General features: G+C 70.6%; 22 protein-coding genes and 1 pseudogene. 9 read left to right on the forward strand and 14 right to left on the reverse strand.

The window, feature by feature from the left end; translation table 11 throughout:
- Together ABD908_RS20520 and ABD908_RS20525 are read right to left on the reverse strand one after the other, a co-directional pair.
- Positions 1-392: pseudogene (locus tag ABD908_RS20520) on the reverse strand (hypothetical protein); the annotation flags it as partial.
- A complete protein-coding gene (locus tag ABD908_RS20525) occupies positions 379-1,305 on the reverse strand; it encodes a family 2A encapsulin nanocompartment shell protein (RefSeq protein ID WP_344999451.1) in 927 nt (308 codons plus the stop codon). The pseudogene ABD908_RS20520 and the gene ABD908_RS20525, both read right to left, overlap by 14 nt.
- Before the next feature lie 348 nt (positions 1,306-1,653).
- Between ABD908_RS20525 and ABD908_RS20530 the strand changes: the two genes are divergently transcribed.
- On the forward strand, positions 1,654-2,811 hold the full coding sequence (locus ABD908_RS20530; protein WP_344999453.1) for a TQXA domain-containing protein: 1,158 nt from the start codon (positions 1,654-1,656) through the stop codon (positions 2,809-2,811).
- 96 nt (positions 2,812-2,907) lie between these two features.
- Here the strand turns inward: ABD908_RS20530 and ABD908_RS20535 are convergent, their stop codons facing one another.
- From ABD908_RS20535 to stf0, 4 genes are read right to left on the reverse strand one after another with little or no spacing between them, the layout of a single operon-like run.
- Positions 2,908-3,816, reverse strand: coding sequence for an SUMF1/EgtB/PvdO family nonheme iron enzyme (locus ABD908_RS20535; RefSeq protein ID WP_344999455.1), 909 nt, complete (start codon positions 3,814-3,816; stop codon positions 2,908-2,910).
- A complete protein-coding gene (cysC, locus tag ABD908_RS20540; RefSeq protein WP_344999457.1) occupies positions 3,813-5,708 on the reverse strand; it encodes an adenylyl-sulfate kinase in 1,896 nt (631 codons plus the stop codon). Before cysC ends, ABD908_RS20535 begins: the two co-directional genes overlap by 4 nt.
- The gene (gene cysD, locus ABD908_RS20545) at positions 5,708-6,664 is read right to left on the reverse strand and encodes a sulfate adenylyltransferase subunit CysD (RefSeq protein ID WP_344999459.1); all 957 of its coding nucleotides are present in this window, start codon (positions 6,662-6,664) and stop codon (positions 5,708-5,710) included. Before cysD ends, cysC begins: the two co-directional genes overlap by 1 nt.
- Positions 6,661-7,458, reverse strand: coding sequence for a trehalose 2-sulfotransferase (gene stf0, locus ABD908_RS20550; RefSeq protein WP_344999461.1), 798 nt, complete (start codon positions 7,456-7,458; stop codon positions 6,661-6,663). Before stf0 ends, cysD begins: the two co-directional genes overlap by 4 nt.
- Positions 7,459-7,890: 432 nt before the next feature.
- Between stf0 and purL the strand changes: the two genes are divergently transcribed.
- On the forward strand, positions 7,891-10,170 hold the full coding sequence (purL, locus tag ABD908_RS20555) for a phosphoribosylformylglycinamidine synthase subunit PurL (protein WP_344999463.1): 2,280 nt from the start codon (positions 7,891-7,893) through the stop codon (positions 10,168-10,170).
- A 30-nt stretch (positions 10,171-10,200) separates the two neighbouring features.
- On the opposite strand, the gene ABD908_RS20560 is transcribed toward purL, so the two are convergent.
- The 5 genes from ABD908_RS20560 to ABD908_RS20580 all read right to left on the reverse strand — a co-directional run bounded on the left by ABD908_RS20560 (position 10,201) and on the right by ABD908_RS20580 (position 15,487).
- Positions 10,201-10,767, reverse strand: a complete 567-nt coding sequence (locus ABD908_RS20560) for a YbjQ family protein (RefSeq protein ID WP_344999465.1) — start codon at positions 10,765-10,767, stop codon at positions 10,201-10,203.
- A 319-nt stretch (positions 10,768-11,086) separates the two neighbouring features.
- Positions 11,087-12,457, reverse strand: a complete 1,371-nt coding sequence (locus tag ABD908_RS20565; RefSeq protein ID WP_344999468.1) for an 8-oxoguanine deaminase — start codon at positions 12,455-12,457, stop codon at positions 11,087-11,089.
- A 170-nt stretch (positions 12,458-12,627) separates the two neighbouring features.
- On the reverse strand, positions 12,628-13,218 hold the full coding sequence (locus ABD908_RS20570) for a GNAT family N-acetyltransferase (protein WP_344999470.1): 591 nt from the start codon (positions 13,216-13,218) through the stop codon (positions 12,628-12,630).
- Between the two features lie 50 nt (positions 13,219-13,268).
- Complete coding sequence (locus tag ABD908_RS20575) at positions 13,269-14,780, reverse strand: glutamate-cysteine ligase family protein (RefSeq protein ID WP_344999472.1); 1,512 nt, start codon at positions 14,778-14,780, stop codon at positions 13,269-13,271.
- Positions 14,781-14,842: 62 nt separating this feature from the next.
- Positions 14,843-15,487, reverse strand: a complete 645-nt coding sequence (locus tag ABD908_RS20580; protein WP_344999474.1) for a vWA domain-containing protein — start codon at positions 15,485-15,487, stop codon at positions 14,843-14,845.
- A gap of 97 nt (positions 15,488-15,584) precedes the next feature.
- Between ABD908_RS20580 and ABD908_RS20585 the strand changes: the two genes are divergently transcribed.
- Complete coding sequence (locus ABD908_RS20585) at positions 15,585-15,980, forward strand: sterol carrier family protein (RefSeq protein ID WP_344999476.1); 396 nt, start codon at positions 15,585-15,587, stop codon at positions 15,978-15,980.
- Between the two features lie 70 nt (positions 15,981-16,050).
- Here ABD908_RS20585 and ABD908_RS20590 read toward each other — a convergent pair whose 3' ends face one another.
- A complete protein-coding gene (locus ABD908_RS20590) occupies positions 16,051-16,674 on the reverse strand; it encodes a hypothetical protein (protein WP_344999478.1) in 624 nt (207 codons plus the stop codon).
- Positions 16,675-16,802: 128 nt separating this feature from the next.
- Between ABD908_RS20590 and purF the strand changes: the two genes are divergently transcribed.
- The 6 genes from purF (at position 16,803) to purM (ending at position 22,569) form a co-directional block, all read left to right on the forward strand.
- Positions 16,803-18,359 carry an amidophosphoribosyltransferase gene (gene purF, locus ABD908_RS20595; protein ID WP_344999480.1) on the forward strand — a complete coding sequence of 519 codons (1,557 nt, stop codon included), beginning with the start codon at positions 16,803-16,805 and terminating at the stop codon, positions 18,357-18,359.
- Between the two features lie 156 nt (positions 18,360-18,515).
- A complete protein-coding gene (locus ABD908_RS20600) occupies positions 18,516-19,016 on the forward strand; it encodes a YlcI/YnfO family protein (RefSeq protein ID WP_344999482.1) in 501 nt (166 codons plus the stop codon).
- Positions 19,013-19,831: a DUF4097 family beta strand repeat-containing protein gene (locus tag ABD908_RS20605; RefSeq protein ID WP_344999484.1), complete on the forward strand. Its 819-nt coding sequence runs from the start codon at positions 19,013-19,015 to the stop codon at positions 19,829-19,831. The genes ABD908_RS20600 and ABD908_RS20605 overlap by 4 nt, the downstream gene beginning before the upstream one ends.
- Before the next feature lie 30 nt (positions 19,832-19,861).
- The gene (locus ABD908_RS20610; RefSeq protein ID WP_344999486.1) at positions 19,862-20,644 is read left to right on the forward strand and encodes an ABC transporter ATP-binding protein; all 783 of its coding nucleotides are present in this window, start codon (positions 19,862-19,864) and stop codon (positions 20,642-20,644) included.
- A 9-nt stretch (positions 20,645-20,653) separates the two neighbouring features.
- Positions 20,654-21,415: an ABC transporter permease gene (locus ABD908_RS20615; RefSeq protein ID WP_344999488.1), complete on the forward strand. Its 762-nt coding sequence runs from the start codon at positions 20,654-20,656 to the stop codon at positions 21,413-21,415.
- A gap of 71 nt (positions 21,416-21,486) precedes the next feature.
- Positions 21,487-22,569, forward strand: coding sequence for a phosphoribosylformylglycinamidine cyclo-ligase (gene purM / locus ABD908_RS20620; RefSeq protein ID WP_344999490.1), 1,083 nt, complete (start codon positions 21,487-21,489; stop codon positions 22,567-22,569).
- A gap of 163 nt (positions 22,570-22,732) precedes the next feature.
- On the opposite strand, the gene ABD908_RS20625 is transcribed toward purM, so the two are convergent.
- Together ABD908_RS20625 and ABD908_RS20630 are read right to left on the reverse strand one after the other, a co-directional pair.
- Positions 22,733-22,918, reverse strand: coding sequence for a DUF3073 domain-containing protein (locus tag ABD908_RS20625; protein WP_344999492.1), 186 nt, complete (start codon positions 22,916-22,918; stop codon positions 22,733-22,735).
- Positions 22,919-23,011: 93 nt separating this feature from the next.
- On the reverse strand, positions 23,012-23,209 hold a 198-nt coding region (locus tag ABD908_RS20630; RefSeq protein WP_344999494.1), incomplete at its 5' end, for a hypothetical protein.

Here is a 23,209-nt window from a genome sequence, read left to right on the forward strand (position 1 = left end):
GACGTGCCGGCGGTGGTGTCCGGTGCGCCGCCGCGGGGTGCGGGCGGCACCGCCGAGCCCGGGGTGTCGGGGCCGAGGCCGGGCACCGTCGGGACGGACGGCGGTCCGGACACCCCGGGAAAGCCGGGCAGGTCCGGCACCGTCGGGTTCGGCTGGAGCGAGGGACGAGCGGAGGCCGCGACCCGCGCGTCCGGCACCGTCGGGTTCGGCTGGAGCGAGGGACGAGCGGAGGTCGCAACCCGCGCGTCCGGCACCGTCGGGTTCGGCTGGAGCGAGGGACGAGCGGAGGCCGCAACCCGCGCGAACACCTGGGAGGCGAGCGCTGTGAGTTCCGCCGGGCTCAGCGGGAGTTCGCCCTCTGCGGCCTCCGAGCGCAGCTCACTTGTAGTCATAGAAGTTGTCCACCCGGACGTCGTCCAGGACGCCCACCGCATCGTCGACCAGCACTGCGAGCGACGAGTACAGCGTGACCAGGTACGACGCCACCGCGGACCGGTCGATCCCCGTGAACCGCACGGATAGGCCGGGGGCCTGCTCGCCCACCAGCCCGGGCTGGAACAGCCCGACCACGCCCTGGCGCTCCTCGCCGGTGCGGACCAGGATGAACTTGGTCTTGCCGTCCTCGAGCGGCACCTTGTCCGACGGGACGATCGGGATGCCGCGCCACGTGAGGAACTGCGACCCGAAGAGGCTGACGGTGGCCGGCGGCACGCCACGGCGCGTCGCCTCGCGGCCGAACGCGGCCACGCCGAGCGGATGGGTGAGGAAGAACCCGGGGCTCTTCCAGACCCGAGCGATCAGACCGTCGAGGTCGTCGGGGGTGGGCGGGCCGCTGATCGTGGAGGCGCGCTGCTCCGGCACCACCTGCGACAGCAGGCCGTACTCGGCATTGTTGATCAGCGCGGACTCCTGGTACTCCTTGATCGTCTCGACCGTCAGGCGCAGCTGCTGTGCGATCTGGTCGTGCGGGCTCGAGTACAGGTCGGAGACGCGGGTGTGCACGTCGACGATGGTCGACACGGCGCGCAGCGTCAGCTCGCGAGGGCTGGTCTCGTAGTCGACGAAGGTGTGCGGCAGTTCCGTGCCGAGCGACTCGCCTGCCTCCTCGACGTGGATCGCGACCGATTCGGGGTCCACCACGCGGTTCACCCGGTAGATGCCGGCCTCGACGGGCACCCAGCTCAGCAGCTGCAACAGCCACCGCGGGGTGATCGTCGACAGCTGGGGGACGGTCTTCGTCGCATTGGCCAATTGCCGCGCGGCGAGGTCGCCGAGGGCCTGGGATTCGTTCTGTGGAGCCGTCATCTGTTTCTCCTCGACGAGTTCGAACTGTTGCCGCGCAAGCCGTTTGGGCTCGCGTCCGGCCCCCTGCTGGGTGGCAGCGACGATACCCGGCCGGCGCTCGGTCGCGGGTGATGTGCGCAGCCGGATTAATTGTCGCGCGGCCGGCCTGTCGATGCGTGCCGATCGGGCGTCCCGGATAGATTCACGGCGATCACAAAGGGTGACCGGCGGGGCTGCCTCCAGCATCATCGGGGCATGCGCAGAGCGGCCCGGGACCATGTCGACGTCCTGCGGCGCCGTCCGCACTGTTGCTGATCCGACGAAAGCTTCTGCTCACGGCCGATCGGCCACCTTTCGAAGGATCCCTCGATGTCGCTCGACACCGACCGCCCCCGCGTGGCCCTGCTGCGGGCCGCTCCGCAACGCCCGACGCCCCGCCGCGACCAGCACCTGCTGGAGGCGAACCCGCTGCCTGCACGGCTGAGGCGGTATCCGGGCGGAACCTACTCGCCGACCGTCGAGACGATCGTGCTCCGCGACGGCTCACGACTACGTACCGACCTGATCCGGGTCAATCCGTCGATCCCCGCGTACTCGCTCGACGTCGACGGCGTCGCGCCGCGTGGGCCGGTCGGCTACCACCCGACCAGCTGGTACCGGTGGGACTCGGTCGCGGTGGTGGCGCGCCGGGCGCGCATCGCCGCGATTCTGCGGACGTCCGTCCCGGCGGTGAGCACCGCCGAGCTGAGCCGCCGACTTCGTGCCGCGGGGGTCCCGCTCGGGCCCTCGGACATCACCGAGCCTGCCGCCATCGCGGCCACGCAGGCAGCGATCTGGCACCTCACCAACGGCCTCGAGCTCGACACCCGGCCGCTGACGATGCCGGTCCGCGCGGTCGCCGTCGGCCTCGAGGGGCGACGCACAGAGCTCGAGCCGGGTGCCGACGGGGTCGGATGGTCAGGCCCGACCGCGGTGGCCCGGCACATCGAGGTCGAGTTCGAGATCGCCGCACGCCTCGGCGGCTACTCGCTGGTGGCGAGCAGTGCTGCGCGGGTGGCACTCGAGAAGTCTGCCGACGGCGTGTCCTGGTCGCCGGTCGCCGGCTCGGCCGCGTCGGTGGCCGGCGCGGCCGACGTCGCGGTGCCGGCCGAGGCGACGGTGGCGTCGGCGGGACCCGGTGGGGTGGTACGCGGCTACCGTCACTACCGGCTGACCGTGGACGGCCCGACCAGGATCGAGGATCTGCGCTTCCGGTTCGTGGGCTGCAGCGCCTACCGCAATCCCGAACCGGTCGTGCTGCTGCTGCAGTATCTGCTCGCCCTGCCGTCCGCATCGCGGGAGTCGACGCGGGAGTTGCGTCTGCTGCTCCCCGAGGCCGCCGGCGCCGGGACGACTCCGCTCGCGACCCTCGCTCCGGCGCACCTGCGGGTGGTGGACGGTGGTCGTGCTCGGGCCGCGAGGGTGCGGAATCCGATGGTCGATGCAGACGAGCCAGGGCTCGAGTGGGAGCGCGCCGCGACCCGGTAGCGACCCGAATCGTGGCATGGGCCGCTGCGTAGGGGAGCGCCGCGACCCGGACCGCGGCGCCGGAGCGATTCAGAAGTCTCCGTCTGGGCCGAGACTTCAGCGCGTATTCGACGCCGTGACGGTGCGGAATCCGATGTTCGATGCGGACGAGCGGGGGCTCGAGTGGGAGCGCGCCGCGACCCGGTAGCGGTAGCAGTACGAGTCGTGGCACAGGTGGCTGCCACCGCGGAGGACCCTCGCGGCACCGCGGTCCGGTCCCGCGGGTTCGGCCTCCGCCGATCGCGCGTAGTAACGCGCCGAGTACCGGTCGGCGCACCACTCCCAGACGTTGCCGACGCACTGGTAGAGGCCGAAGCCATTGGGTTGGTACGACTCGGCCGGAACTGTGCCTACCGCCGCCGACGGTGACCACGGGAAGTCGCCCTCGAAGATCTTGACCCGGTCCGACCCGGGATGCGCGTCCCCCCACGGGTAGCGGGCGCCGTCCAGGCCGCCCCGCGCGGCGTACTCCCACTGCGCCTCGGTGGGCAGTGACCGGCCGGCCCAGCCGCAGTAGGCGAGTGCGTCGGCGTGCGAGACGTGCACGACGGGATGCTCGGGGGCGGCGACGGTGCCGGGCCCGCCGGGTGCGTCCCAACTCGCGCCGGGCACCGACAGCCACCAGGGAGCATCCGGTACCGGCTGCGCGGCAGAAGGATCGGCGGCGTTCGCGTGGAACACCGCCGAGTCTCCGAACCGCTGCGCGTCCGTGACGTATCCGGTGGCCGCGACGAACGCGCCGAACGCGGCCACCGTCACCGTCGTCGCATCGATGTCGAAGCCGCGCAGCCGCACCGGGTGCAGGGGCAGCTCGCCGTCGGCGCGGTAACCGTCGCCGTGGGCGTCACCCATCACGAACCCGCCGCCCGGCACCGTCGCCTGCGGCACCGCGTGCGACCCGCGCCCGCGGACCTCTCCGGGACGCCGCGGGGCGTCACCGTCGCGGGCGGGGGTGCAGCAGCTCATGAATCGATGATGCCCCGCTCCTCGAGCAGCGACACGATTCGGCCCGCGAGTTCGTCGATGTCCTGGCCGGTGGTGTCGAACCGCAGGTCGGGGTCGTCGGGCTTCTCGTAGGGCGCATCGACGCCGGTCAGTCCCTTGAGCTCGCCCCGCCGTGCTCGCGCGTACAGGCCCTTCGGGTCACGTCGCTCGCACTCGGAGACCGGGGTGCTCACGTGCACCTCGATGAATTCGAGGCCGGCCGCGTGGCTCAGCTCGCGCGCGATCGCCCGATCCGAACGGAGCGGCGACACCATCGACGCGATAGCGATCACGCCGGCGTCGGCGAACAGCCGAGTGAGATGCCCTACGCGCCGGATGTTCTCGGCCCGATCGCCGGGGGAGAAGCCCAGGTCGTCGGAGATGCCGTGCCGGATGTTGTCGCCGTCCACCAGGTAGGCGACCCGGCCGCGGGTGACCAGCGCCCGTTCGAGTGCCACGGCTACCGTCGACTTGCCCGACGCGGGCAGCCCCGTGAGCCACACCGTCGCCCCGCGCTGCCCGGTCTTCTCCCATCGTTCCGGCCTCCCCAGGGAGCTGGGGTGCCACTTGATGTCGTTGCGGGTCGCCTTGCCCGGCACCACCTCCCGCGGAACGGTGATCGTGCCGGCGGCCACGGTGTCGTTGGACGACTCGTCGATCAGGATGAAGGCGCCGGTATCTCGGTTGGCGGCGTAGGCATCCGCGACCACCACCGACGACGTCCGCAGGGTCACGGTCCCGATGTCGTTGAGCGTCAACTCACTCGGGCCGACCTGCTCGATGAGGGTCTCCGGATCGAGCCGGCGCTCGAGCGACTGCACCGTGGCGCGGACCGTTGCCGTCGAGTGCTTGAGGGCCACGCGGTCGCCCGCCCGCAGCGGCGTCGACGACAGCCAGCACAGCGTGGCCTCGAGCTCGCGCGCGGGCACCGGCAGCTCGGCCGCCGGTGCGCCGCTGACGATCACGTCGCCGCGCCCCACGTCGATGTCATCGGCCAACTCCACCGATACCGACAGGGGGGCCACCGCCACCTTCCGCTCCGGGTCGAGGGTGTCGACCACGGTGACGGTGCTACGACTGCCCGACGGAAGCACCACCACCTCGTCGCCCACCGCGAGCGTCCCCGCCGCGACCCGGCCGGTGTACCGCCGACGCTGCTCCGTGGTGGGGCGCGACACCCACTGGACGGGGAGCCGCAGTTGCTCCGGGGTGGGCGACGGTGCCGCCAGGTGCACGTCTTCCAGGTACTCGAGCAGGGTGGGACCGGTGTACCACGCGGTGCGGTCGGACCGGTGCACCACGTTGTCGCCCAGTGTGGCCGCTACGGGAATGGCCTCGATCTGCTTGATACCCAGCTGACTTCGCAGCTCGTCCAGCTCGGCGACCACCTCGGCGAACCGCTCCGTGGAGAAGTCCACCAGGTCGATCTTGTTCACCGCGGCCACCAGGTGCGGCACCGCGAGCAGGGTCGCGATCCGGGCGTGCCTTCGGGTCTGGCGCTGCACGCCGTACCGCGCGTCCACGAGCAGGACGGCGACGTGCGCCGTGGACGCGCCCGTGAACATGTTGCGCGTATAGCGCTCGTGGCCGGGGGTGTCGGCGAGCACGTAACTGCGTGTGGGCGTGGAGAAGAAGCGGTAGGCGACGTCGATCGTGATGCCCTGCTCGCGTTCGGCGCGCAGGCCGTCGGACAGCGCGGCGAGGTCGACCGCGCCCTCGTCGTCGGTGACCGCTTCCAGGTGGTCGGTGGGCAGACTCCCCGTATCGTGCAACAGCCGGCCGATCAGCGTCGACTTGCCGTCGTCGACGCTGCCCGCGGTCGCGAGCCGCAGCAGCTGCCGGTGTTGTGTGGGAACCGTTGCCGGGCTTGCCATCAGAAGTACCCCTCACGCTTTCGGTCCTCCATCGCGGCGGCGGAGGTACGGTCGTCGGCGCGGGTCTCCCCGCGCTCGGACACGGTGGCCGCCCCGATCTCGGAGATCACCGTGGCGATGTCGGTGGCGCGGGAGCGGACCGCGCCGGTGATGGTCAGGTCGCCGACGGTGCGGTAGCGCACCCACTCCCGGCTGACCTGGTCGTCGGGACCGGGCCGGCTGTACGGGGATACCGCGAGCAGGATGCCGTCGCGATCGAACACCTCGCGCTCGCTGGCGAAGTAGATCGGCGGCAGCTCGAGCTCCTCGAGCGCGATGTACCGCCAGATGTCCAGTTCGGTCCAGTTGGACAGCGGGAACACACGCACCGACTCGCCGCGGCGGATCCGCCCGTTGTACAGCGACCACGGCTCGGGGCGCTGTGCGCGCGGATCCCACTGGCCGAACTCGTCGCGGAAGCTGAACACCCGCTCCTTCGCCCGGGCGCGCTCCTCGTCGCGGCGAGCACCGCCGAATGCGGCGTCGAAGCCCCCGGCCTCCAACGCATCCAGCAGTACGCGCGTCTGCAGGCGGTTCCGCGAGCCGGACGCCTCGGTCGACTCGGCGACCCGGCCGGCGGCGATCGCGTCTGGCACCGAGGCGACGATCAGCCGGATGCCTTCGGGATTCTCGGGTGTCGGCGCCACGCGCCGGTCGCGGAACTCGATCACCTCGTCGAAGTTGTGCCCGGTGTCGACGTGCAGCACCGGGAACGGCAGCGGCGACGGGCGGAACGCCTTCTCCGCCAGGCGGAGCAGGACGATCGAGTCCTTCCCGCCGGAGAACAGCAGTACCGGGCGCTCGAGCTCCGCGACCACCTCGCGGATGATGTGCACGGCCTCGGCCTCGAGGGCGCGCAGCTCGTCGACGCGATCGATCGCATCGGAGTCGATCAGGTGGCGATCCGTCGATGTCATAGCGGGTATCCGTTTCTCGCGGCGTCCTCGCGGTAGCGTGCGGCCCACTCCGCCGACCGGGCGTTGGACTGGGGCTTGAGCGGCGGCGGCGGCGCCAGATCGGGGTCCTGCCCGAGCGCCTCCAGCACGCGCGCTGTGGTCTTGCGCGGGTCGCGCACCAACTCGGTGAAGTCCACCTCGAGCGGCTCGATGTCCTCGGCGGCGAACCACGTGCGCCAACTGCGTTCCTGCTCACGCAGGATGGCGGCCAGATGGGCGATGCCCTCGGCGCGGTACTCGGCGCGGGTGTCCCGCCCGGATTCGTCGTGGTCTGAGTCGCGCCACACCCGGGTCTGCACGGCCCGCCACATCGACACCGCCTGCGGCACCACATCGGGGCGGTACACGTGCACGTACAGCGGGTCGGCGCCATCGAACAGCGACCTGATCGCGGTGCGCAGTGAGCCCGACGCCGTGCGGGTGCGGGCGATCACGATGGGCGTCTGATTCCACATCAGCTTGCCGCCCCACACGCCGTTCGCGGTACGCCCGGCGGCGCGGACATCGGCCCGCCACTGCTCCTCGGTCCGGTGGTCGACGGTGCCGGGGTCCGTCTCGTCGAGCAGACCGAGCAGGTCCGGGTCGGTGACCCCGGCGAACCACTCGCGCGGCTGCGGCGACGTCGAGGACGACGGGTAGTACTGGAAGAACTCCTCCGGGCGGCCGGCCACGCCGGTGGCGGCGAGCGACTCCACCAGGAGCGTGGAACCGCTGCGTTGCGTGGCGCACACGAGGTAGTCGGTCGGGGGTGCCATGCCGCAAGTGTGCGGGAGAAGGGCGCCCCAGCGGCACGTCCGGCATCTGGCTGATGCGATCCCTTTACAAGGAGTGCAGCGGTGTGCATCGGGCGCGGTGCCCGCCCCCGGCGCCCCACCGCCCGCGGCGCAGACGAGAGCCGCCGGTCGCGGAATACGGGGCGTTGCACCATCGCCGACCCCGACCCGGTACGGAAACGCGCATATCGCCCAGTGGCGGTGAGTGCCCGCCCATGCTGTGACCTCCGGCCCACCGAGTGCCCGCTGGCCCATCGGCGCCCATGTGCCAGCGGACACGCCGCGGGGAGTAGGCATTTCGTGGGCCCGGCGCGCGCGTGCCGGCGCACGCCGCGAGCATGGCGCCGCACCGCACGGGAGGTGCCCCGCGACCGCCGGACGCGCCGCGTGCGGCGCCTTGACTAAACTCTCCTCGTGCACGTAGACACGGTCGATGCCGCAGCGCAGTCCCCCGACGTCCCGCAGCCCTACCGGGAGCTGGGCCTCAAGGACGACGAGTACCAGCGGATCCGCGAGATCCTCGGTCGGCGGCCCACCGACGCCGAGCTGGCGATGTACTCGGTGATGTGGTCCGAGCACTGCTCATACAAGAGCTCGAAGGTGCACCTGCGCTACTTCGGCGAGACCACCACCGACGAGATGCGCTCGTCCATGCTGGCGGGTATCGGCGAGAACGCCGGCGTGGTCGACATCGGCGACGGCTGGGCGGTGACGTTCAAGGTCGAGTCGCACAACCACCCGTCGTACGTCGAGCCGTACCAGGGCGCCGCGACCGGCGTCGGCGGCATCGTCCGCGACATCATGGCCATGGGCGCCCGCCCGATCGCCGTCATGGATCAGCTGCGATTCGGCCCCGCCGACGCGCCCGACACCCGCCGCGTGCTCGACGGTGTCGTGCGTGGAGTAGGCGGCTACGGCAACTCGCTGGGCCTGCCCAACGTGGGCGGTGAGACGGTGTTCGACGCGTCCTACTCCGGCAACCCGCTGGTGAACGCGCTGTGCGCGGGTGTGCTGCGCACCGAGGACCTGCACCTCGCGTTCGCCTCGGGCGCGGGCAACAAGATCATCCTGTTCGGCGCACGTACGGGGCTCGACGGCATCGGCGGCGTGTCCGTGCTGGCCTCGGAGACGTTCGACGAGGGGCATCGCCCCAAGAAGCTCCCCGCGGTCCAGGTCGGCGACCCGTTCATGGAGAAGGTGCTCATCGAGTGCTGCCTCGACCTCTACCGCGAGCATCTGGTCGTCGGTATCCAGGACCTCGGCGGCGCCGGACTGTCTTGCGCCACATCGGAACTCGCGGCGGCCGGCGACGGTGGCATGCATATCGAGTTGGAGAAGGTCCCGATGCGCGCCGAGGGGATGACGCCCGCGGAGGTGCTGTCCTCGGAGTCCCAGGAACGCATGTGCGCGGTCGTGACGCCCGAGAACGTCGACGAGTTCATGCGTGTGTGTGCCAAGTGGGACGTGATCGCCACCGTCATCGGCGAGGTGACCGACGGCGAGCATCTGGTGATCACCTGGAACGGCCAGACCGTGGTCGACGCGCCGCCGCGCACCATCGCGCACGACGGTCCGGTGTACCAGCGGCCCGTCGCTCGGCCCGACTGGATGGACGATGTGATCGCCTCCACCACCGCCGGTCTCGCGCGCCCGTCGACGCCCGACGAGCTGTGCGCGACCGCTCTGCGGATGCTCGCGTCGCCCGCGCTGTGTTCGCGCCGGTTCATCACGGAGCAGTACGACCGGTACGTGCGCGGCAACACCGTGCTCGCCGAGCATGCCGACGCCGGCGTGGTGCGGATCGACGAGAACTCCCAGCGCGGCATCGCCCTCGCCACCGACGCGTCGGGGCGCTACACCTACCTCGACCCGTACACCGGTGGTCAGCTGGCGCTCGCCGAGGCCTATCGGAACGTGGCCGCGACCGGCGCGACGCCGAAGGCGGTGACAGACTGCCTGAACTTCGGCTCCCCGGAGGACCCGGCGGTCATGTGGCAGTTCCAGCAGGCCGTGCACGGTATCGCGGACGGCTGTGCGGCCCTGGGGATCCCGGTGACCGGCGGCAACGTGTCGTTCTACAACCAGACCGGTGCGGTGGCGATCCTGCCGACGCCGGTGGTGGGTGTGATGGGCGTGATCGACGACGTGCGGCGGCGTATTCCGACCGGCTTCGGTCACGAGCCGGGCGAGACGCTGATCCTGCTGGGCGACACCCGCGACGAGTTCGACGGGTCGATCTGGGCGCAGGTCGCCCACGACCACCTCGGCGGCGTGCCGCCCCGCGTCGACCTCGCACGCGAGCGGCTGCTGGCCGACATCCTGACCGCAGCCTCGCGTGACGGCCTCGTCTCTGCGGCCCACGACCTCTCCGAGGGTGGCCTGTGGCAGGCCGTGGTGGAGGCCGCGCTCGCCGGCGAGACCGGTTGCCGCGTACTGCTTCCCGAGGGCATCGACCCGTTCGTGGCGCTGTTCTCGGAGAGCGCCGGCCGGATCCTGGTGGCCGTGCCGCGAACCGAGGAGTCCCGCTTCGTCTCGATGTGCTCCGCCCGCGGCCTGCCCGCGGTCCGGGTCGGCGTGGTCGACCAGGGCGCCGACGGTGTCGAGGTGCAGGGGCAGTTCACCATCCCGTTCGCCGAGCTCCGCGAGGCGCACGAGGGGACCTTGCCGAAGCTGTTCGGTCACGGCACGAACTGACCACGAACGCGTCTCGGCGCCCGGGCGAAGCTAGCGCCCAGGCCCGTTGTCGTAGAGCGGCGGGTTCGGGTTCGGGGGCGGCGGCCCCTGGTGACCAGGGCCGTTCGGGGGGCCCTGATGACTGGAGCCCGGATTCTGCTGCCCCTGCTGGGGTCCCTGGAGCGGCGGGCTTTGATCCGGTCGGCCCTGCGGCGGCCCCTGGTACTGCTGGCCGCCCTGGTACTGCGGCGGGCGCGGCTGCGCGGGGACGATGTAGACAGCCGTTCCGTACGCCGCGATCTCGCTGGCCGTGCCGCCGAGTTCGTTGCAGTCGAAGCGCATCGCGACCACAGCGTTCGCACCCCGTGCCATGGCCTCCTGACACATCCGGCTCAGCGCCTCTTCACGGGAGTCGTGCAGCAGCTTGGTGAGCCCCTTGAGCTCGCCCCCTGCCATCGCCTTGAAGCCGGCGCCCATGTTGGAGAAGGCGTTTCGACTTCGCACTGTCAGGCCGAACACCTCACCCATCACATGGGTGACGTGGAAGCCGGGTACGTCGTTCATCGTGGACACGAGAATCGGGAACTGCTGGCCCGCACCGGGCGGTGGCGTCGTCATACTAGGCAGGGTAGACCCGCCGTGAGCGGCGCGAGGCGGCTCGCAGATCACTCGTCGGATGTCGCTGAGCTCTGGTCGAGAGTACGCGCGATCGCCAGGATCGATGCGACGGCGACCTGCGATGACAGGTGGTGACGGACGACAGGCGATGGATCGGGTCCAGTAACAGATTCGGGACCGGGAACCGGCGCGTTCTCAGGTGCTTAAGACGGTGCGCCGCTCCACGGAACGTCCAGATGCTCATCGGGGAGACGCTCATCGGTAAGCGTCCGAACCGTCGGTGGGGGACGTCCGCGACGTCGTGGACGCATCGTCTCGGTCATCGCAGGCTCACCTTCTGGATGCGGCGCGCCTGCGCGGCGTGCGCCGCGAGTACGGCGTCGAGACCGGGATCCTGGATCCGGCCGTCGCGCACGACCACCCGGCCGGCGACGATGGTCGTGTCGGCGGTCATCGGGCCGCACCGCAGCCACGCCTCGACCGGGTCGGTGAGTGCGCCGGCCAGTGCCACGGGCGAACCTGTCCAGATCACCAGGTCGGCACACGCGCCGGGGCGGAGGTGGCCGGTCTCGTCCGCCCATCCGAGGCATGCGGCTCCGCCCTGCGTCGCCATCGCGAGGACGTCGCGCGCCGTCATCGCGGTGGACCCGCCGCGATAGCGGCCGAGCGTGAGGGCGGCACGGGCCTCCAGCCACAGCGAGCCGTGGTCTGTCGAGGCCGATCCGTCGCAGCCCAGTCCCACCGGCGCGCCCAGCCGCCGCAGTCGCTGGACATCGGCGGTACCGCCGCCGATCAGCATGTTCGAGCTGGGACAGTGCGCGACCCCCACACCGGCTGCGGCCATCCGGGACTCCTCCGGGGCGGACGGGAAGATGAAATGCGCGACCCAGGAGCGGTCGTGCAGCCAGCCGGCGTCCTCGAAGTACTCCACCGGCGTCATCCCGTACACCTGACGGCAGTACGTCAGCTCGTCCCGGTCCTCGGCGAGGTGGGTATGTAGGCGCACGTCGCGGCTCTCGGCGAGGCGTGCGGTCTCGGCCATGAACTGTGGGGTGACCGAGAAGGGGGAGCACGGCGCCAACGCGATCCGCGTCATAGCGCCGGGGGACGGGTCGTGATAGCCGTCGATGAGGCGCACGCAGTCGGCGAGGATCTCGTCCGCGTCCTGGACCACCGTGACCGGAGGCAGTCCGCCGTCCGCGGTGGACCGGGTCATCGAGCCGCGGTTCGCGTAGAAACGGAACCCGAGGTCGGTGGCGGCGCGGATCTGCGCGTCGATCAGCTCCCTTCGCGGGTGCACGTACATGTGGTCCGACGACAGTGTGCAACCGCCGAGCAGAAGTTCGGCCATCGCGACCCACGTGGAGAGGTAGACGGATTCGTCATCGATCTCGGCCCACATCGGGTACAGCATCGTCAGCCAGTCGAACAGGCTCGCGTTGACCACGGGAGCGTATGAGCGCGTGAGGTTCTGATACATGTGATGGTGCACGTTGACCAGCCCCGGTGTGACCAGCCGCCCCTGCGCATCGATCCGCGTCGTGGCCGCGGGTGTCTGGCGTGGGTCGGCACCCACGCTGTGGACGCGACCCTCGGCGAGGGCGATCCAGCCACCGGCTATCTCGCGCTCGGAGTCGATATAGATGTAGGCGTTGGTGATGACCAGATCGCAGGGCACGGCTTCGGGCACGACACGACCTCCGGACGGACGGCAGCGACTCTGCAGAAATGGAACCCTGTCCCGGAGGCAGGGCACCGGATCGTCACCGCGGAGCGGACGGGTCGAGCGACTACCGACAGATTCTCGGCCTCATGTGTTTCTGGTGCGTGACAGGCGAGTTGCTCGCGAGATACCGGAGTTCATCGGGGCCCGAGACGCTGGACGAGGCCGTGGCGGACGGTGGGCCACTCGCGGTCGATGATGGAGAACACCACGGTGTCGCGGACGGTGCCGTCGCCGAAGAGCATGTGGTTGCGCAGCACGCCGTCCTGCTTCGCGCCCAGCTTGGCGATCGCGGCACGCGACTGACGGTTGTGCCAATGGGTGCGGAACTCGACTGCGATACAACCGATCTCGTCGAAGGCTCGGGCCAGCAGCAGTAGTTTCGCGGCGGGGTTGATCCCGGTGCCCTGCGCACGCCGGCCGAGCCAGGTGGAGCCGATCTCGAGGCGACGGTTGTCGGGGTCGAGGTGGAGGTAGGTGGTCATCCCTACCGCGGAGCCCGTGCGGGGGTCGATGATCGCCCAGGGGGCGAGGTCACCGTCGTCCTGCCGGGCACGCCGGCGCTCGATCTCGGCCGCCATCTCGTCGGGCGAGGGGATCGACGTGTACCAGGTCCGCCACAGCTCGCCGTCGCGCACGGCGTCGACCAGTCCGTCGTGGTGCTCGGGACCGAGCGGCTGCAGCTCGACGAACTCGTTCCTCAGAACCGGGGTATCCGAATACGGCACGCTCCAACGGTAGCCGTCGTCGAGTCGGTCGGTCCTCATATGCTCGGCGATCAGGCGGAGGGGCGATCCCAGGTGTGCACCGGGTCGCCGCTGTGCATGCGGTCGATGTACTCGCGCAGCATCCCCGCGATGGCGTCGACGCGGTTCTCGCCGGCCGCCTCGCGCCGGGCGACGTGGTCCCGCTGCCAGCTCGCGCCGTTCTGTTTGGTGGCGCAGCGCCCCTCGATGACGGCGAGCAGTCGGTCGCGCACCGCGGAGTCGACGCCGAGCGCCTCGAGGCCGTGGTGGGCGTGAGGAAGGAGTATGCGGTGGGTGAGCTCGTCGGGCGAGACCCATCCGACCTTGGGCCAGTACAGCCGGGCGTCCATGCCGTCCCGGCCACCTGCGGTGAGGTTCTGCTCGGCGGCGTCGAAGCTCATCCGCGTCCAGATGGGGCGGTCCTCGCGCGCCAGCGAGGTGGTCGTCCCGTAGAAGAACGCGGCGTTGGCCATCATGTCCAGGAGGGTGGGACCGCTTGGCAGCGTGCGGTTCTCGATCCGGACGTGCGGGTGGCCGCCGACGGTGTCGTAGACGGGTCGGTTCCAGCGCCAGATGGTCCCGTTGTGCATCTTCAGCTCGGTGAGATCGGGGATCCGTCCGGCGTCCAACTCGTCGAGCGGGTCGATAGGCGACGACTCCGGCAGCAGTGCGGGGAAATAGCGGGTGTTCTCCTCGAACAGATCGAAGATGTTGCTGATCCACCGTTCGCCGAACCACACCCGCGGCCGCACGCCCTGATTCTTGAGCTCGACCGGCCGGATGTCGGTGGCCTGCGCGAACAGCGGCAGCCGGGTCTCGTGCCACAGCGCTTTGTGGTCGAGGAACGGCGAGTTCGCGGCCAACGCGACCTGCGCCCCTGCGAAGGCCTGAGCGGCGTTCCAGTGGTTCGCGAAGTCCTCCGGCGCCAGCCGCAGGTGCAGCTGCATCGACGTGCACGCCGCCTCGGGCAGGATCGTCCCGGTCACGACGTGCAATTCCTCGATCTCGCCGTCGAACGCCGACCCCTCGATATCCAGCACCAGGTCCTCGCCGCGGGCGGCGAATATCTGCTCCTCGAGTCGCTCGTACCGGTTCGACTGCGACAGCCACTGCTGATCGAAGTGCACTGCCGTCAGCGTGGGGAGCATCCCGATCATCACCGTGTGCGCACCGTGCTCGGTCGCCATCGCCTCGAGCCGGTTGAGCGCCACCCGCAGGTCGTCGGCGAAGTCCATCGCGTGGCTCGCCTTGAGCGGCTGCGGGTCGAGGTTCAGCTCGATGTTGAACTGCCCCAGCTCGCTCTCATACGTGTCCGACCCGAGGTCCGCGAGGATCGCCTCATTGCACATGGCCGGATTCATCTGGGAATCCACCAGATTCAGCTCGACCTCCATGCCGAGCAGAGGTTCGGGCTGCGTGCTGTGATCGGTGAACAGGCCCTCCGAGAGCATCCGGTCGATGGCTTCGGTGCCCCGCAGGACCCGGCTCCGGAACCGGGCCCTGTCCTCGCGGGTGAACGTCAGGCCGGTGACTTCAGCTCCCATCCGCCAAGCCTGGCAGAACTCGGCATCGGCTGCGGGCGATCGCCGTGTTCCCGGCGCCGCCCTCAGTCGCCGCGTGCGGCGGAACGCTCCTCCTCGGTGAAGCCGGCGGGCGGCGGGGCGCCGGCGGGCGCCGAACGGACATCGGCAACGAACCGTGCGGCCGCCCGGTAGGTCGCCGCGACCCCCTCGGCCGCCGGCGCGTAGGTGAGCGAGCGGGTGGGCTGGAAACCGAGCGACGCGCCCACCGCGACGGCGTCCATGTTGGCCCCCAGGAACACATAGGTCCACGAGTACTCCGACTCCTGGCGGCGGATGAGCTCCGCGACGGCGTCGCGCGTGTACTCGACGCTCGAGTTCTCGAGGCCGTCGGTGATCACGACCACCACCACCGAACCGGGGCGCCGATCCTCGGGCAGCCGCGCGAGGCCCACCCCGATCTCTGCGGTCAGCTGGCCGATCCCGTCGAGCAGTGCCGTCATCCCGCGCGGCTGCAGGACGAGCGGTCCCACGTCCGCGAGTGGGCGGTCGGCGTAGACGACCTCGTACTCGGTGTCGAACTGGGCGAGCGTCACTCGGACGTCGCCGGGGACGGTCCGCTGGGTGTCCATGAACGCGGCGAAGCCGCCGATCATGTCGGTGCGGATGCTCTCCATCGAGCCCGAGCGGTCGAGCAGGACGGCGATCAGGGAGCTGGTCGGATCGGTCATGGCGGTCTCCTCCTCCAAGGGTGCGCCCCGAGCGTACGAGTGCCCACCGACACGTTCCGTCGACCGAACTCCTCGGATGCCCTGCGAAGATGGGCTGATGGCCACGGCGATCGATCCCGCGGAGATGCGGCAGGCAGTGCTGGGTGTCCTCGACTGGATCGACGACGCGGACGCCCCGGCACCGTCGCGCGCGGCCCGAGCCGCTGCCGTCCGACTGTCCGCGCGGGCCCTCGCGCAGGACGCGCCCGGTGGGGCCGTCGAGGTGCGTGTGCCGCCGTTCGTCGCCGTGCAGTGCATCGAGGGGCCCCGGCACACGCGCGGCACGCCGCCGAACGTGGTCGAGACCGACCCGCGGACGTGGCTGCGGCTGGTCGTCGGCCGCGAGACCCTCGACGAGGCCGTGGCGGCGGGGCGGATGACGGCGAGCGGCGCGCGGGCGGGGGATGTCGCGCGATGGCTTCCGCTGGTCAACGTGCCCGGGCCGCGCGCGTAGACCGGCCCGCTGCGATGCGCACCGGGGGATCGTGACGGCAGCCCGGTGTGCCGCTACTCCAGGGACCGGGTCACTGCACCGAGCGGGTCACGGTGAACGTGCTGCACCCGGCGTAGTCGACGGACCCCGTCAGCTCCGAGCCGCTCCAGTTCACCGGGCCGGGGACCGTGAGCCCCACCATCGTCCAGGCCGACGGGTGCTGGATCCACGCCACCGGGAGGAACTCGACACCGCCGTGGGAGCGTGTGACGGACATGGAGTAGCTGCCGTCGGGCACCGTCGGACCGTCCGGTAGCGGGGCGAAGGCGAACGTGGCCGTGCCGGCGCTCGCCGAACCCGCGGCGATGGTCAGGGTGAGCCCGGTGCGGCCCTGGTTGCAGGTGTAGGACCCGCGCCAGATGCCGGCGAGGGCGGGGATCCCCGTCGCGCTCGATCGGGGCACCGACGGCCCCGCCGAGGCCGACGGCGGTGTCGACCCGTTCGGCGCGGGCGTGGCGGCCGGAGCCGAGGCCGTGGGGGATGTCGCCGGGGGTGTCGATGCCGCGGCGGTCGCGGAGTAGCCCGGGGTGGGAATCGCGGTCCCGGCCACCTCCGACGCGCATCCCGCGGCGGTCGACGACATCACCGCGACCGCCGTCGTCGCCGCCAGCGCACGCGTCGCCGCGCTCCGTATGTCCCCCCGCAACCGTCTCATCGCCTCGACCTCCCCGATATGTCCACCGCCCGACGAGGCGGACGGTAGCGCGTCACGATTGGTAACGGATGGTGAACGACCCGTACACTTCGAGGTACCGCAGCCCTCAGCCTATTCAGGAGCCGTCCGTGAATCAGCTGCCCCTCTCCCTCCCCGACTCCCTGGACGACGACGAGAACGAGCCGCGCGAGGAATGCGGCGTATTCGGCGTCTGGGCCACCGGCGAGGACGTGGCGAAGCTCACCTACTACGGCCTGTACGCGCTGCAGCACCGCGGCCAGGAGGCCGCCGGCATCGCGGTCGGTGACGGTGAGCAGGTGATCGTCTTCAAGGACCTGGGCCTGGTGAGCCAGGTGTTCGACGAGCAGACGCTCAGTGCGATGCACGGGCACGTCGCCGTCGGGCACTGCCGGTACTCCACCACGGGCTCGACGACGTGGGAGAACAGCCAGCCGATCTTCCGCACCACCAGTGCGGGCAACGGTGTCGCGCTGGGCCACAACGGCAACCTGGTCAACACGGCCGAGCTGGCGAAGCGTGCCGCAGAACTGGGGCTGGGCGGCAAGCGCTCGGACATGCCGGCGACGTCGGACTCCGACATCGTCGGCGCCCTGCTCGCGCACGCCGCTGCCGACCGCACGCTGGAGCAGGCGGCGATGGAGCTGCTGCCCACCCTGCAGGGCGCCTTCTGTCTCACCTTCATGGATGAGCACACGCTGTACGCCGCGCGCGACCCGCACGGCATCCGGCCGTTGTCGTTGGGGCGCCTGGACCGCGGCTGGGTGGTCGCGTCCGAGACCGCCGCGTTCGACATCGTCGGCGCGTCGTTCGTGCGGGACATCGAGCCCGGCGAGCTGCTCGCGATCGACGCCGACGGTGTCCGCTCGTCGCGGTTCGCGCCCGCCACGCCGAAGACGTGCATCTTCGAGTACGTCTACCTGGCGCGCCCCGACTCCGTGATCAACGGCCGCTCGGTGCACTCGACGCGCGTCGACATCGGGCGTCGACTGGCCCGCGAGCATCCCGCCGATGGCGACCTGGTGATCCCGGTCCCGGAATCGGGCACGCCCGCGGCGGTCGGATACGCGCAGGAGTCCGGTATCCCATACGGCCAGGGCCTGATGAAGAACGCCTACGTGGGCCGCACGTTCATCCAGCCGTCGCAGACCATCCGACAGCTCGGCATTCGGCTCAAGCTGAACCCGCTGCGCGAGGTGATCCGTGGCAAGCGTCTCGTGGTCGTGGACGACTCGATCGTCCGCGGCAACACGCAGCGCGCGCTGATCCGGATGCTCCGCGAGGCCGGTGCCACCGAGATCCACGTCCGCATCGCGTCGTCGCCGGTCAAGTGGCCGTGCTTCTACGGCATCGACTTCGCGTCGCCCGCCGAGCTGATCGCCAACGGCGGGGCGACCGACTCCATGGACGCCATGGTCGAGTCGGTCCGCGCCGCAATCGGCGCCGACTCGCTGGGGTACATCTCCATCGACGAGATGACCGCCGCCACGCAGCACCCGGGGTCGCAGCTGTGCCGCGCGTGCTTCGACGGCGAGTACCCGATCCCGCTTCCCGAGTCCTCGTCGATGGGCAAGGCCGTGCTCGAGCAGATGCTGAAGTCGGGCACATCGGAGGCCGACCCGCTGCAGGCCGACAACGACAACGTCTCGGCGCTGCGCCGGCCGTAAGCGACACCGAGGAACACCCGCCACCCCGACGACCTTGAGGCCCGCTCCCGCGCGGAGCGGGCCTCAGGTCGTCCGAGGGGTGGTTCCCGCACGTCTTCAGCTCGTCGTCAGGACGACCTCATTGCGATGACGCCATGATGGTGTCACTATGGTGTCATGAAGCTCGGACGGTACGTGGACGACCTGCACCGGCACCTGGCTGTGGCGGCTGCCGCCGGCGGCGAGGACGCCGAGCGGCTCGCGCAGCGCCTGATCGCCCCGCTGGACGCGGCGACTCGGCTGGTGTTGCTCGAGGCGCTGTCCGCGGCCGCGGGGGAGATCACGCTGGCCCTCACGCCGGGGTCCGTCGAGGTCCGGCTGCGCGGCAACGAGCCGGAGTTCGTCATCGAGGCGGGTGCCGCGCCCACCCGAGACGCGGACCGCGGCGAGGCCACCGCCGACCCACAGCCCGTGGAGGACGGTCCCGCCACCCGCACCACTTTGCGGCTGCCGGATCAGGTCAAGGCGCGAGTCGACGAGGCGGCCTCCCGCGAGGGCGTGTCGGTGAACACCTGGCTGGTGCGGGCGGTCACTGCCGAGCTGGACCGGGGCCGACATCCCGCTCCGGTCACCCGCGAGGGCACAGCAGGACAACGACTGAAGGGATGGGCGCGATGACCCACGAGCGGACTACAGCCGTCTTCGAGACTCCGGAACCCGTCGCCGTCGTGCTCGACCTGGTGATCGGCGAGGTCCGCATCGTCGCCGGTGAGCGCTCGGACACGAGCGTCGAGGTGCGCCCCGGCGGCCACGCGACGGCGGACGACGTGCGGGCCGCGGAGGACGTCGAGGTGCGCTTCGCCGACGGACGCCTGACCATCGCGAGTCATCGTCGCCGGCAGCTCTTCTGGCGTCTGATGTGGTCGGCGAAGACCCCCACGGTCGACATCACCGTCGAGTTGCCCAGCGGCTCGGACCTGCAGGGCCGGCTGGCCTACGGGAGCCTCGACACCCGGGGCCGCATGGCCCGCGTCGAAATCGACTCCGACTACGGCGCGATCGACATCGCCGAGGCGACCGCAGTGCGTGCCGACAGCAACGGGTCGATCCACCTGGGCCGGGTCGACGGTGACGCGAGGGTGACGAACAAATACGGGGCCACCTCGATCCGGCAGGTGCACGGCGACCTGACGGTCGAGGCCACCTACGGCAGCATCTCGGTCGACCTCGCGGAGGCCGGCGCGGATGTGAAGACCGCATACGGGCCCGTCCGGATCGGCGAGCTGGTCCGTGGCGTCGCGCAGGTGACGAGCTCGTACGGCGATCTGGAGGTCGGGGTGCGGGCCGGGACCGCCGTGCGGCTCGACGTGGCCACCCGGTACGGGACCGTCGGCAGCGACCTGGAGGCCCATGACGGTCCCGGAGATGCGGTCGACACCCTCGAGCTCCAGGCCGAGACGAATTACGGCGCGATCCGCATCCATCGCGCGTGAGCGACCACACCGGTCGGACGGGAGACACCGATGACCACAGCCACCGGCCCGGCGATCCGGGTATCGGGCCTCGAGAAGTCGTACAAGGAACTGAACGTGCTGCGCGGCGTCGATTTCGACGTGGCACGCGGCACCGTCTTCGCCCTTCTCGGATCGAACGGGGCGGGCAAGACCACGGTCGTGCGGATCTTGTGCACCCTGCTGCGGGCCGACGCGGGCACCGCCACCGTCGACGGCTTCGACGTCGCCACCCAGCCTGCGCGGGTGCGGGAGTCGTTCAGTCTCACGGGCCAGTTCGCCGCGGTCGATGAGATCCTCACCGGACGCGAGAACCTCGTGCTGGTCGCGCGGCTTCGGCACCTGAAGGACCCCGGCGCGATCGTGGGCGGCCTGCTCGACAGGTTCTCGCTGAACGACGCCGCCGATCGCCGGGTGTCGACCTACTCCGGCGGCATGCGCCGCCGCCTCGACATCGCGATGAGTCTGGTCGGGAACCCGCCGGTGATCCTCCTCGACGAGCCGACCACCGGGCTCGACCCCGAGGCCCGGATCGAGGTGTGGACCGCCGTCGAGCGGCTCGCGGAGCAGGGGACGACGGTGCTGCTCACGACGCAGTACCTCGAGGAGGCCGAACGGCTCGCCGACCGGATCGCGATTCTGCACGAGGGCCGGATCGTGGTGAACGGCACACTCGCCGAGCTGAAGGCACTGCTGCCGCCGGCTCGGGTCGAGTACGTCGAGAAGCAGCCGACGCTCGAGGACGTCTTCCTCGCCGTCGTCGCCGACGGATCGAACCGGCGAGCGTCCGAGTAGGAAGTCACGATGACCGCACACGTCCTCGGCGACACGGCCGTCCTGCTGGGCCGCTCACTGCGGCACATCACGCGCAGCGTCGACACCATCATCACGACGACGCTCATGCCGATCGCGTTCATGATGTTGTTCGTGTACGTGCTCGGCGGCGCGATCGACACGGGAACGCGCTCGTACGTGCGTTACCTGCTGCCCGGCATCCTGTTGATCACCGTCGCCTCGGGCATCTCCTACACGGCGTTCCGGCTGTTCCTGGACATGCGCGGCGGGATCTTCGAGCGGTTCCAGTCGATGCCGATCGCTCGGTCGGCGGTGCTCTGGGCGCACGTGCTGACCTCGCTGATCGCCACCACGATCTCGCTTGTGGTGGTGGTGCTCGTCGCCCTGCTCATGGGGTTCCGCTCGGGAGCGGGGGTGGGGGCCTGGCTCGCCGTGGCCGGGATCCTGTTCCTGTTCACGCTCGCGCTCACGTGGCTGGCCGTCATCCCAGGGCTGACGGCGACGTCCCCCGACGGCGCGAGCGCGTTCTCGTACCCGCTGATCCTGCTGCCCTTCGTCAGCTCGGCGTTCGTGCCCACGCGGTCGATGCCGGGCCCGGTACGTGCCTTCGCCGAGCACCAGCCGGTGACGTCGATCGTGAACACGATCCGCGACCTGTACACCCAGCAGCCGGTGGGCGGCGATATCTGGATCGCTCTCGGGTGGTGTGTCGGCATCCTGGTCGTCGCGTACTCCGTCGCGATGGTCGTATATCGCCGCAGGACCTCCTAGCCGCCGCGCAGACAGGGCCGCCCGAGTTCGCGCCGGAGCCGATCGACGGCGGTCGGGTACCGTTAGGGCCCGTGAGCGAGCGCAATCCTGAGGTCCCGAACCCCCCGGCGTCGTACGCGGCGGCCGGAGTCGATATCGAGGCCGGTGACCGCGCCGTCGAGCTGTTCAAACCCCATGCGAGGCGGGCGACCCGCCCCGAGGTCATGGGTGGGCTCGGCGGCTTCGCCGGGCTCTTCGCGCTGAAGAACTCGTACCGCGAGCCCGTCCTCGCCGCGTCGACCGACGGTGTCGGCACGAAGATCGCCGTCGCGCAGGCCCTGGGCAAGCACGACACGGTCGGCATCGACCTGGTGGCGATGGTCGTGGACGACCTCGTCGTCACGGGCGCCGAGCCGCTGTTCCTGCAGGACTACATCGCCGTCGGCAAGGTGGTGCCGGAGACCGTCGAGCAACTCGTCAAGGGTATAGCCGAGGGGTGCGTCCAGTCCGGCTGCGCGCTGCTGGGCGGCGAGACCGCAGAGCACCCGGGCCTGATGGCCGAGGGGGAGTACGACCTGTCCGCGACCGGAGTCGGCGTGGTCGAGGCCGACGAGGTGCTCGGCCCCGACAACGTTCGGGCCGGTGACGTCGTGATCGGCATGGCCTCCTCGGGGCTGCACAGCAACGGGTACAGCCTCGCGCGCAAGGTGCTGTTGGAATGGGCGCACATGGATCTCGACGGGCACGTCGAGGAGTTCGGGCGCAGCCTCGGCGAGGAGCTGCTGGAGCCCACCAAGATCTACGCCCTCGACTGCCTGCGCCTCGTCAAGGAGACGCAGGTGCGCACCTTCTGCCACGTCACCGGTGGCGGGCTGGAGGCGAACCTCGCCCGTGTGATCCCGGAGGGCCTGGTGGCCGAGCTGGACCGCGGCAGCTGGAGCCCGTCGGCGGTCTTCTCCGTGATCGCGCAGCGGGGCCGCGTCGAGCAGGCCGAGATGGAGAAGACCTTCAACATGGGCGTCGGCATGGTCGCGATCGTCGCTCCCGACGACGTGGACCGTGCACTCGCGGTGCTCACGGCACGCCACATCGACAGTTGGGTACTCGGCTCCGTCAAGAAGGCCGACGGTGCCGGGGCGTCCGCGGTGCTGAGCGGGTCGCATCCGCGGTTCTGAGAGCATCCGCGGTCCGGACAGACCGAGGCCCGCGCCCTGTGGAGGCGCGGGCCCACTCGACTGCTTGTGGGCTCCGACTACGTCCCTGCACCGAGCGGGGCGTGCGACGGTGTGCTGCGTCCCGTGCGAGGTGAAGGCCGGCCTGACGGCCCGCACCGACGCGCTAGGCGCGCCGCCACTGCTCCGGCTCGTACATGTCCTCCCACTCTGGGTGGTTGGACGGCACGTCCGTGTCGTCTACAGCCCCCGATAGCTCTTGCTGCAGACTCTTGAAGTCGGTGTTCGGCGAGCTGTACTTGAGCTCGCGTGCAACCTTCGTCTGCTTCGCCTTTGCCCGGCCGCGGCCCATGGGGGACCCCCTCGCGCAATGAAGGGGCGGCCAGCTACCGGCTCAGCCGGCGGGTGGCGGCCCCTTTCCTCGTTTACAAATTCTTCCTGGGTATCAGTTTAGCGCGCGTCCGGCCAAGATGCCGCCAGCCGGGGTTGCACACGCGGGCGTGCGTGCCCGGTGCGCATCGATTTCGTCCTCGGGCAGCAGGTCGGGGGCTGGTTCGCGGCCGCGGTGGCGCTCCGCATCGTCAGCGGCCGCGGAGCCGATCGACCGCGGCGCGGCCCGCCGCGACACCGTCGCCGCCCGCAG

Source organism: Tsukamurella soli (assembly GCF_039541155.1).
Taxonomy (GTDB): Bacteria; Actinomycetota; Actinomycetes; order Mycobacteriales; family Mycobacteriaceae; genus Tsukamurella; species Tsukamurella soli.